Source organism: Chitinophaga sp. CF118, from assembly GCF_900112615.1.
Lineage (GTDB): Bacteria > Bacteroidota > Bacteroidia > Chitinophagales > Chitinophagaceae > Chitinophaga.
In genome coordinates this window covers 961,734-973,956 of the sequence record NZ_FOMK01000002.1, presented here as the reverse complement: position 1 = coordinate 973,956, position 12,223 = coordinate 961,734, and the positions used below count along the sequence as shown (strand labels likewise).

Below are 12,223 nucleotides of genomic sequence, written 5' to 3'. Positions count from 1 at the left end.
TTGTTGAAGATTATTAACAAGGTATTAACGACTTTAATTACGAGGAACCGGTTTTGGGGCCATAGTATCTTTCCTTTGCTGTTGTTCCAGCCTATCCACTTCTTCCTGCCGGATAGCATCTGCCCGGCGGAAAGAATCTATCCGCCTCCGGCGTGCTTTTTCATTAAATAATTCAGAGAAGCGGTTGTATTCACGCACATAAGAGATACCTATCCCTGCTTTGTTACGGTTTACGAGGTTGTAAACATCATAGTCCGTTTTACTGAAAGCATTGACACGGATACGTCCTTCCGGTGTAAGCAGGTATTCTGCCCGGAAGTCGCCCGCAAAACGGTTGGCATTTGTTGATGCCGCTGCCTTACCCCAGTCATAATCTCCTCCCACATACAAACGGATCCTGTTATTATACAGGTTACTGGTTACCCCGGCGCTTACCTGGTTTCTATCCATCGATGAATTATCCTGGTTACTAACGTTATATGCGCGGTAGTTTACATTGATACCGATGCCGCTGTTCTTCAGCAAGGCGCCCGTAATATTATTCAGGATAGCCTGTGCCTGCGCACTCAGGGCTTGTCCTACACTGTTTTTACCGGTAATAGCTACGTTTGCAGCACCGGCAGAGTTAGGATCGTCGGGCAGGAACTGGTTGAACAGCAGGAGACCAGCCATTTGCTGTAATGCTTTATTCTGGTCCTGGTTTACTTCATGGAGTTTTGCTGCTACACCACTTTCATATGCCAGGGAACCCACTTCAGGAAGATTGATCTCATAAGTGATATCCGGCTTCATCAGCTCTCCACGCAGGTTGATGAGGATGTTTACCCGCTCAGTACGGGTGGCCAGTTTATCGCTGGAGGTGGAAGCAGTGCCCACCAGGTTATAAAGACTTACTTTAGGTAGGGAGTATTTAGCATGGATATCCACCTTTGCTTCACGGGGATCTCCGTTCCAGGTAATGGAGCTGTTCTTGTCAATATCAAACTTCCAGCTGGTAAGCCGCTGTAAGGTGAAGTTATAAGACCCATTGCTGATCTCATAATTACCAAACATACTGAAATCGCCATCTGTACTTACGTTGATCTGAAGGTTCCCCGTACCGTTGGCGGAAATCATATCGCCCGAAGCGGCATCCATAATCACATCTATCTGTGCATCCGGCGTAGCCGAAATATCCAGTTTTACATTCAGCTTTACGTTATCCTTCCTCTTCTTCTTTTCCTCCTTCATTTCAGTTCCGTAGGTCTTGAATGTGATATAGTCAGATCTGCCAATATCTTTACTGTCGGAGAGGGGAAGGTAAAAATGTGTTCCTTTTATAGGTCTGGCTATTACCCTCAACTGAAGGTCATTCAGCGGACCGGTAAAATATACCTTTCCATCTGCAGTTACATCTCCATAAAACAGGTCACTATCTGCCGACTCGGTATTCAGAAATACAAAATTCCGGGCGTTTACTTCAAAGTCGAAGTTCAGATTATCGAAATGATCGTGAGAAATATATCCGCTGGCACTTGCCCTGCTGTTATTCCTGTCTAAAATAGAGAAGTTACCAAACTCGATCAGGTTGTCATCAATATTCACATTTAATTTAGGGATCGTATAATGAGTACCCAGGTACAATACTTTTACGCCTACGCTGTCTATTTTCAGATTCCCTTTTACAGAAGGTTTGCTGGTAGTACCGCTAATATCCAGCTTGCCTGTGGCCAGTCCTTTCAGGTCTGTTACATAGTCTTTCACAAAACGATCCAGCAGCGCTACGGATGCTCCGTTCAGATTTACTGTGGCCGACAGGTTATTGTTGGTACTGGATACACCTACTTTTCCGCTTGCCAGGAAGCTCTTGCCGATATTTTCCGATTCAACAGAGAACGTCGCTTCTTCTGTTGAATGGATATAACCACCTTTAAAAGTGACCAGACCGAGTGAGTCATTATCGATTCGCAGTTGACTGGTTCGGATATCCGCTTCAACTTCCAGGTTATTCACCGGATCGGAAACGCTGATATTACCATCTGCCTGCCCTTCTATCCGCATGGTGGTGAACTGTGAAGGAATCACATCTGCCAGGTTCAGATTTTTCAGGGTTATCATAAACCGGGATTCATCCGGATTATACTCGTTCGTTTCAACGGTAACACTCTGGTCGTTACGGGTTACACGGAGGTTGTGTACGGTAAGGAAGTGTTTACTCCAGTAAATCTCATTGCCCGGTGTTACATTCCACTGCCTTTCATTTACCGTAAAGGCGCTGTTCAGGAAGTTCACTTTCACTCCATCCTGCACGGTTACTACACGGGCATAAAAACCATCCAGGGAAGAGGTATCTTCTGCCTGTAAATCTACTTTTATATAAGAAGTATCCCGGCTGGAACTGGCAAGTATCAATGGGTTTTGAAACCATAACTGTGTACCGGACGATACTTTGCCGATACTGGTACTGATGTCTATCTTATCGAAAGTACCTGTGCTTTTCAGCTGAAGGTCTTCAAATTTGTATTTATCATATGCTGCTTGCGGAACAGAGATGTTCAGGGCAAGGTTTCCCTTTATGGTATTCAGTGAACCATCAATCTTTGAATTGTCAAAGCCCGATACTTTATCTGTAAACCCACGGATCAGCTTATCGACCTGCCCCATCTGGAATGCAAAGGAGAAGTTCTGTTTAATATCATCAGTGGGTACGGTACTAAAATAACTCGGATAATATTTGTTCAGGAGTAGGCGGAAAGCATCGGGCAGTTGCATAAAACTGTAATCCCCTTTTACATATCCTCCTATTTCACTGCCCTGTATGGCCAGTACTTTTACGCCGTTGTCCAGGTGGGTGACTAAACTCAGAGAGTCAAATTCCAGCCGGTGCTGATTCCTGTGCAGGGAAACATCGTACACCCTGGCAGAACCGTTGAAGTTATCGATATTACTACCCGCAAAGTTCAGATCCAGCTTAGCCTGGAGGGTAATTGAATCATTTACCACATGGAGCGCCTTCAGGTTACTCCTCCGGATATCGGAATTGAATTTAAATACAGGAACGGGTTCGTTAAAGTCGATCGTACCTGCAAAATCCATTTCAAGGTTAGGATCGTTGGCGGTCAGTGAACCGTTAAAGAACTTACGGTTCAATTCACCTTTGGTTTTGATATTACTGTAGTTATATCCGTAGATGGCTATCTGTTGCACATCAGCATCTACAGCAGCATTCAGTGTTTTAAAATTGAAACCTTCTCCATTTACTTTTGCGCTGAGAGATACTGTTGATAACTGCGGCACATCCAGCAGGCCCCCCAGGTTAAAGTTGCTGGTAGTCAAACTACCAGAGTATACTGGTACATCCCGGTTGGTTTTGAAGTTGATATCCGAGTTTACATTTCCCAGGTTGGTCTGGAATTTACCATAAGCCACAAAGTCATTCACGAATCCGGTAAAACTTCCGGCAAAGCCGATGTTGGTCAGGCGGTCTATACGTACCGGATCTACATTCCGTAAATCCGGAATAAAGCTCTGCAAATCAGCTCCGGTGGTATGCAGTTCATCTGCATGGAAGTCTATGAATGTTTCAGTGATATCTGGCAGTCCACGCATTTCCAGCCCGCCTTTCAGCCGGGTGGTAGCGCCTGCCTGAAGGTCTATATTACTGGCTTTCAGATTGCTTACAGGGCCACGTGCATCTCCGCTCAGGGATATTTCCTTTTTCCAGGAAGCCAGTGGTGGCGCGAAATAAGCAATATCGTCGGAGGAAAGAGTACTGTTTACAAAATGAGCCCGCATATATACCAGGTCGATATAATCATTCATATCGCTGATATCAGCATATTGCATGGTATAGTAGTTCCGCAGGTGACTGCGGTTCGTGATCAGGTCCATGTTGGAGAACTCCATTTCTACCGGCGACATTTTAAAGCGGGCAGTGAGTTTTTTCAGTTCAAAGCCGCTACGTTCTTTGGTGCTGGCGGTAAGGTCTCCTATAATACTGTCTTTTATCAGGCTGGTATTGGTCAGTTGCAGATTGATATTATTGAAGCGGATATGATGTGGTGCAAAATATCCGGGTTCAATGGCCGTACTGTCTGCCAGATCATCTACTCCCAGGATCCCATCTTTGATGGAAAGCTCTTTTACGATCAGTTTCCAGTTCTCACTATTCCAGCGCAGGGCGGGGATAGCTGTTGTATCCATTAGCGGGGCCGATTCCCTTTTAGGCCTGCGGTGGCGCAGGGGGGAAGAGGCATAACTTGAAATGATAAATGTTGGTTTTTCCAGCGACATTTCCTGGATATCAACATTATGTTGTTTCAGATCCAGGTTCTTGGCATCCAGGTAAATACGTTTGGCGGCAACACGCATATCCTGCCCAACCCAGGCATCTATCTGATTTATATGGACATTCCGAAGGTCTACCTGGCGGAGATCAAGGGAAATACCACCTTCTTTTTTAACACGCTTAGTTGTATCTGGAGGGCTACTGAAGGCCGCAGTGATAAAGTCGTAATTCCAGGTGGAGTCATTGTAATGACGAGTGAGGTTGACCTCCGCATTTTCCAGTCCTATGAACTTGACAACCGGTTTTTCCTGGAAGAAGAACCAGTCCGTAATACGGAGTTGAAGTACACCGGCATAGATGAGGGTATCTTTATGCTGATCTTCGATCAGGGTGCCTTCCAGTCGTACGCTGTTAAATAGTCGTAAAGTAACATGATCGATTTGTACCCTTGTTTTCAGTTGTTCGGACAACCGGGAGGTTGCCTGTTGTACCAGGTAGTTCTGAACAGCCGGTATATTTACCAGGATACCAAGCAGAATGGCGATTCCTAATATACTCAGCAGGACAATAGATGTTATTTTACGTACCTTTTTCAGCGCAGCAATATTTTAATCCGGCAAAAATAGATGAATTAGTCCATAGTCCCTACCCGTTCGTCTATGGAAAGATCCGCATTATCATGATAAATGGCTTAACGCCTTTAATCTGCGGACTATTGCGCTATATTATTTTTTAACAATTTATGTAGAACTTCCAGCTGATGGGGGGTATGAAGGGCCGAAATGATAATCCTGTTAATAGGTGGACTATCTGGCGATGGATATCCGAAGGAGGAAATAACGATATCATGTTCCAATAGGAATGTTTCCATACCTGTAGCATTTTGTAGCAGGAATACCGGCAGCAGGAATGGGTTATGGATGTTCTTCAGATCTGCAGTAATAACCTTAAAGTGAGCAATCTGCTGATGCAATAATGTTCTTTGAGTACTGTGGAGGGATGAACTCTGCAGGAAAGCATATGCATTGGCGGGCATCAGGGGAGTACCTGCTGTGAATAAGGGCTGTTTTTTGATTGTGTTTATGTGAGTACTCCGGCCGGAGATCACACCTCCCTGGATACTGTAGGCCTTTGCCAGAGATGCCGATATGAGGTAATCGAGATGATCCTGTTGTGGTAAAGTATGTACAATTCCATTGCCGGTAGGGCCCAGGATCCCGATACCGTGCGAATCATCTATCAGTACCAGCACATTGCGCTGTAACTGGGTGAGCCAGCTGAAATCATTTATTGTACTGGTAAGCGGGTTCACTCCATCTGCCACAATTATAAAAGTATGATCGGGATGAGCGTTTACTTTTTCAATTGTCTGGTTGGCCCATTCTCTCCATTTTATTGAGGGAATGTCTGGCCTGCCCAGCCATAGGGAAGGATGTGTGCCAGGGGCATACAGCAGTTCGCCTTTATCGGCCACATATTGAATAGCGGCCTGTGAAGCCATATAACCGGAAGAGAAAGTCACCGCGGATTGCTGTTGTTCGAGAACTGCCAAAGCATGTTCCAGCTCATCGTAAAGGGTGAGTTGTACATTGGCAATGCGGGAAGACATGAATATGGCTTCATATTTATCAATACCTTCTTTTAGCGCTTCTTTGAAAACAGGGTGTGTATGCAGGCCGAGGTAAGCGAACCCGGAAAAGAACAGCAGGTCTTTTCCGTTGATGTTAACGGTATTGCCGGGGGTGTTATGGGTGTATAATGATTGCATATTTTCCTGGATCTGAAGTGAGGGAATTATTCCTATTGATCAATAAATACACTGCATCTGCCTGTTTAGTTTTTTAATTTAGCTTTAGGATAAGGTTTTAGATCAGATCTTTATTAAACCTCACCTAAGCATCACGGCAGATAAGGTGTATTTATTGATCAATAGGAATAGCATGGCAGTCTTCCTTACAAACTATTATTACTCCGCTTTTGTTTTTAGAATAAAGTAGTAATCTCCGGATTTTACCTTCATATCAAAATGCTGTTCATCCAGGTTTATGATAGTCACGAGATTTTCTGCGGAACGTAAGCCATTGGAAGCCGTAACTGAGATAATAGCACCATTACTCAGCAATGAATATTTCCCGGAATCCGGCTTATTATCTATCGTTGCTACAAAAACATTATTATCCAGAAACTGATAATATACGTTGGTGTAATATCCACGTTTTAATTCCGTAGCCTGACTGATTTGCGTTATATCATAAGCAGACCCCTCAGGGATAGTTACATCATATACCCGCCATTTCTTGTGCATCAGTAAGCTGTTGTTACGACTACTGTTGCATGAAGTAAGTAATATGATCAGTGATATGCTGGATAGTAAGAACCGTGTAATGTTCATTGTTACTTAGATATATTTAAGAAGATTAAGCCGTATAATCTTCATTGTTTTGGAAATTACTTAGGCATATTTAAGAAGATTAAGCCGTGTAATCTTCATCGTTATTTATTTTCCGAACTTCTGGCGGTTAAAATCCTGTGAATGCCCTTTAGGGATAGAGAGATTTTGCCAGTTCTCTTTTTTAATCATTTTACCAATGTACACAATTTGCCCTATGTGATGTGGCACATGCGCCAGCTGGCGATTGATAGCATCTATCACTATATGTGGTTCATTACGGATGTTCACCGTTTTTTCAAGATCGCCTGGTTGTAATGATGAAAGTGTATCCATCATACATTTCCATCCTTTCTCCCATGTATCCAGTATTTTTTCCTTTGATGCAGCATCTTCTTCAAACTCACTATCCCTGTTACGCGAAGGCTTTTCACCATCGGTAGTAAGGAAATCCGTCCAGCGGGAAAGCATATTCCCACTCAGGTGTTTGATGATGAGGTAGATGCTGTTTGGTTCACCATCTGGCTGCCAGTGTAACTCTTCTGCGGTTAACTGTGCCAGCGTTTTATCACCTAAATCTTTATAGAAATAAAATCTTTTAATCACGCTGTCCAGGTAAATATTTTCTATCATGATTTGTAAGTATTATATCCTGTTTAATATCCTGCGGCGCTATCATCTGTTTAATATCCTGCGGCGCTGTCATCGCCTCTGTTATCACCCACTGCTTCCAGCAAACCTTTTGCATTTATTTTAATCACTTCTGTACGGCCAATAGGAACACGGGGAGTTATTTTGTAGCCCATTTTTTCCAGTTGCTGTGTAATAACTGTTGGGGAATTTTTTTCTACATATACTTCATCCGGTAGCCACTGATGATGAAACTTCGGAGCATTCACTGCCTGATCTGTTGATAAATTAAACTCCAGTATGTTCATGAGTGTCTGGAAAACAGAAGTAATGATTGTAGAGCCTCCCGGTGTGCCTACAACAAGGTAAGGTTTGTCGTTTTTTAATACAATGGTAGGTGTCATAGAACTCAGCATCCGTTTGCCCGGAGCTATGGCATTTGCTTCTGTGCCCACCAGGCCATACATATTTGGTACGCCGGGTTTTATACTGAAGTCGTCCATTTCATTGTTCAGCAGGAAGCCCGCACCACCGGCCACTACTTTACTACCATAACTGCCATTTAAGGTAGTTGTTACGGAAACTGCATTCCCTTCTGAATCCATCACGGAGAGATGGGTGGTTTCTTCACTTTCCGGAGTACCTGCTTTTACAAGTTTGCTGGAACCCGCTTTCTGTGGATCAAAGTCTTTCATACGTTCCTGAAGGTAAGCCTTAGAAGTCAGTTGTTTCACAGGAGCTTTTACAAAGTCAGGATCACCGAGAAATTGTGCCCGGTCGGCATAAGCACGGCGTTCTGCTTCAATCATAAGCTGTACTGATTCTAATGCCTGAAAGCCCCATCTGGCCAGGGGATACTCTTCCATTATGCCCATTAATTGTTGTAAGGCAATACCACCACTGGAAGGCAGCGGCATTGTTATTACCTGGTATCCTTTATATGGGAATACGGAAGCTGTTCTTATTTTGGCTTTGTAAGCCTTCAGATCTTCGGCGGTGATGAGGCCATGTCCGCGTTTCATTTCTTCCACTATGAAGCGGGCGGTTTCACCTTCATAGAATCCTGCACGGCCATTATAACGGATACGTTTCAGGGTATTGGCAAGATCTTGCTGGATCAGGGTATCACCTTCTTTCCAGGGTGTGTCTTTTATAAATGCGCAGGTTTTTGTATTGAGTTTGCTGAAAAGTTGCTGGTGCATATTCAGATTACGAGCTTCTGCAGCTGTAATAGCGAAGCCTTTTTCCGCAAGTTGGATAGCGGGAGCAATGAGTTTTCTGATGGACAGGCGGGCATACGGTAATGAAGCGTAAATACCGGCTATAGTACCGGGTACCCCAACTGCCAGGTGTCCATCCAGGCTTAGTTTAGTATCAGGATTGCCATCCTTGTCAAGATACATATCCCGCGATGCGGCTGCTGGCGCCATTTCCCTGTAATCAATGGCTATATTATTGCCACCCCTAAGATGTCCTACAAGGAATCCGCCACCGCCCAGATTCCCTGCTCCGGGATAAACTACCGCGAGGGCCAGTTGTGTGGCAATGGCAGCATCTACCGCGTTACCTCCCTGTTGGAGTATCTGTAAACCTGCCTGACTGGCCAGTGGATGAGCAGATACCACGGCTCCATGTGATGCCGTTATATTTTTCTGAGTAGCATAGTGATACGCGCTTTGTTGTGCGTAACTATGAGAAAATAAACTTATCAGCAACAAAAGAAAAGTTGTACGCATAGCTATTATTTGCAACGTTTACTATAAATTCAGGCCTCAAAGTAGTAATTTTAGAGAATAACTGTAGCAACATCTAAATCAAAAAAATATAACCCAAATCTAACGCTTATGTTATGCCCGTTTACCCATTTTAGGAAAATCCTGCTGTTTTTTGTATTATTTATTCTTGTTGCAGAAGTTTATGGCCAAACCGGCGTAATTACCGGTACCGTAACTGATGGTAAAACTCATCTGGCCGGGGCTACGGTACAGATAGAGCACTCCAATAAAGGTGGCTATACCAATGCACAGGGTAAATTTAACCTGGAGGTAATCCCAGGCTCTTATACGGTCCTGGTCAGCTATGTCGGTTTTGTGACGCAACGGAAACCGGTGACCGTCACCGCCGGACAAACAACCACAATTGATGTGGCCCTGACCACCAGCACAACCATGAACGAACTGGTGGTACTGGGTTCCAGAAGCCTGCCACGAACACAAACGGAAACGCCAGTACCCGTAGACGTTATTGATATCAAACGCATTACCTCCGATGCTCCACAGGTATCCATTAACCAGATCTTAAATTATGTAGCACCCTCATTCAGCTCGGGTACACAAACAGTGGCCGATGGTACGGATCATGTGGACCCTGCATCATTACGCGGATTAGGTCCGGATCAGGTACTGGTACTTGTAAATGGCAAACGGCGGTACAATACTGCGCTGGTGAATGTGAATGGAAGTTTTGGACGTGGCGCCGTTGGTACCGATATGAATGCCATTCCTACTTCTGCTATTGACCGCATCGAAATATTACGCGATGGTGCGGCGGCTCAATATGGTTCTGATGCCATTGCAGGCGTGATCAACATCATCCTGAAAAGTAGCGTAAACCGTTTAAACGTAAACGTTACTACCGGTGCAAACGTTACTTCCCAGGCTGATAACAATATGGACGGACAAACCGTGCAAACTGGTGTTAACTACGGTGTTCCCGTGGGTTCCCGTGGTGGTTACATCAACTTTGGAGGATCTTATGACTTCCGTAATTACACTAACCGCGCGGGCGACTGGGTAGGTACTATTTACAAAGCTTATCCCGGTGGTGCAGATAAAACAGATTCTTTCCTGTTGGCGAATAACATTACCCGTCATGATATCCGCATGCGTACAGGGCAATCAAAGATCCGCAGTTCACAACTATTTATGAATGCCAGTTTTCCGATGGAGAATAATGCAGAAGTATATCTCTTTGGTGGTATAGGCTACCGTAACGGAGAGGCCGGAGGGGTATACCGCTTACCGAGTGATAGTCGTAATATCCTGGACATTTATCCATTAGGTTTCCTGCCGGAAATTCACACTAATATTTATGACCGTTCTCTGGCTGCGGGGATCCGTGGTAGTTTAGGTGAATGGAAAGTAGATTTCAGTAATACTTACGGAAGGAATGAATTTGATTTCAACGTAGCTAATTCACTGAATGCATCTATGGGCAAAGCATCTCCCACCAGCTTCCAATGCGGCGGACTGATTTTCATGCAGAACACCACTAACCTTGATTTTTCCCGCCGGCTTGATGTGCTGGAAGGACTGGATATAGCATTCGGTGCAGAGCACCGTTTTGAGCAATACCAGATTGTGGCAGGCGCTGAAAACTCTTATACAGATTATGGTCGTGCTACTAAAATTGGAGTAGGTGCTGATGGTAAAGATATTCTGATACCAGACCCTAAGGGATCAATTAATACGATGTTTGGTCCTGATGGTACTGCACGTGCCGGTGGAGCCCAGGTATTTCCTGGTTTCCGTCCGGAGAATGCAATCACAGCTACCCGCAGTGCTATTGCCGGTTATGTGGATGCAGAAGCAAACTTCAGTAAAGCATTTTTATTAGGAGGCGCTTTACGTTTTGAGAACTATAACGACTTCGGCAGTACGCTGAATGGTAAAATAACTACCCGTTATAAGCTGAGTGAAAGAACAGCGTTGCGCGCATCTGCCAGTACAGGATTCAGAGCGCCTTCCCTGCATCAGCGTTTTTATTCTTCTACCTCTACCTTGTTCGTAGATGGAGTACCGTATGAAGTAGGTACTTTTACGAACGACAGCAGACCTGCACAGTTGCTGGGTATTCCTACTTTAAAACCAGAGAAATCTAAAAGTCTGAGTGCCGGTTTTACCAGTACCTTCGGCAAATTCAGTCTTACGGTAGACGGTTACTTTACTCATATTGATGACCGCATTGTGTATACGGATCAGTTCTCCGGTAGCAATGCAGATACTGCATCTGCCGTGGATAAAGAAATCTACCAGTTGTTATCTCTCGCCAATGCCAACAGGGCCGCGTTTTTTGCGAATGCTATTAATTCCGAAACGAAAGGAGTAGACCTGGTATTAACTTATGGCAGACGGTTAGGCGCCGGTAGTTTCCGCGCAGACCTCTCTGCTACTTATAGTTATACCCAACAGGTAGGAGCTATCAATTCATCAGATAAATTAAAAGGAAAAGAGAATATCTATTTTAGTCGCGCCAGCAGAATTTACCTGGAAAGGACAGTCCCACGTGAAAAGGTAAACCTTACCCTCACTTACAACATCAATCGCTTTAACGTGTTTTTACGTGGCGTACATTTTGGTAGTGTGGAAGAAGCAACGATTGATCCTAAATTCTACCAGACTTATTCCGCAAAGGTGGTAACAGATGCCGCAATAGGGTATAAGCTCACTAAAGAGTTTAAGATCAGTGTAGGCGCCAATAATGTGTTTGACGTGTATCCGGATCTGGTATCTAATCCTGCGAACACTACCAATAACCAATTCCGTTATAGCCGCAGAGCTACACAGTTTGGTTATAACGGACGGTTTTTGTTCGCACGACTGGAGTTGAATTTGTAGAGTTGTAAAACTTTATTAAATTAAAAATGGGATGTCTCAAAAGTAATTGAGACATCCCATTTTTAATTTAATAATTATTGAATGATTATCGTACTTGTTCTGGTATCAGTACCATTTGTCCATGTAAGGGATCGACATCAAGTTGCCCAATATCGAACACCTATAGTCTCAAAAGCGGACAGTAGATACTTGTCAATAAATTGATTAACAATAGATTAAGAAAAGGTATGCCGTTTGTTCACTGTAAGTCAAACTCATCTAGCCAATCCCTGGATTACGAAATGAGTGTAGAGACTGGAACAAAATATACATATAGTCATC

6 protein-coding genes are annotated in these 12,223 nt (G+C 44.1%); 1 reads left to right on the top strand and 5 read right to left on the bottom strand.

What is annotated here, in order from left to right:
- Positions 1–33: 33 nt before the first annotated feature.
- The 5 genes from BM176_RS12095 to ggt form a co-directional block, all read right to left on the bottom strand.
- Positions 34–4,737 carry a translocation/assembly module TamB domain-containing protein gene (locus BM176_RS12095; RefSeq protein WP_090103201.1) on the bottom strand — a complete coding sequence of 1,568 codons (4,704 nt, stop codon included), beginning with the start codon at positions 4,735–4,737 and terminating at the stop codon, positions 34–36.
- Between the two features lie 242 nt (positions 4,738–4,979).
- A complete protein-coding gene (locus BM176_RS12090) occupies positions 4,980–6,035 on the bottom strand; it encodes a PLP-dependent aminotransferase family protein (RefSeq protein ID WP_090103199.1) in 1,056 nt (351 codons plus the stop codon).
- Positions 6,036–6,233: 198 nt separating this feature from the next.
- The gene (locus BM176_RS12085) at positions 6,234–6,659 is read right to left on the bottom strand and encodes a hypothetical protein (protein WP_090103197.1); all 426 of its coding nucleotides are present in this window, start codon (positions 6,657–6,659) and stop codon (positions 6,234–6,236) included.
- A gap of 105 nt (positions 6,660–6,764) precedes the next feature.
- Positions 6,765–7,289 carry a DUF1572 family protein gene (locus BM176_RS12080; RefSeq protein WP_090103195.1) on the bottom strand — a complete coding sequence of 175 codons (525 nt, stop codon included), beginning with the start codon at positions 7,287–7,289 and terminating at the stop codon, positions 6,765–6,767.
- Between the two features lie 50 nt (positions 7,290–7,339).
- Entirely contained in the window at positions 7,340–9,022 is a 1,683-nt protein-coding gene (ggt, locus tag BM176_RS12075; protein WP_090103193.1) for a gamma-glutamyltransferase, read from the bottom strand.
- 108 nt (positions 9,023–9,130) lie between these two features.
- Between ggt and BM176_RS12070 the strand changes: the two genes are divergently transcribed.
- Entirely contained in the window at positions 9,131–11,902 is a 2,772-nt protein-coding gene (locus BM176_RS12070; protein ID WP_090103191.1) for a TonB-dependent receptor, read from the top strand.
- The last annotated feature ends 321 nt before the right edge of the window (positions 11,903–12,223 follow it).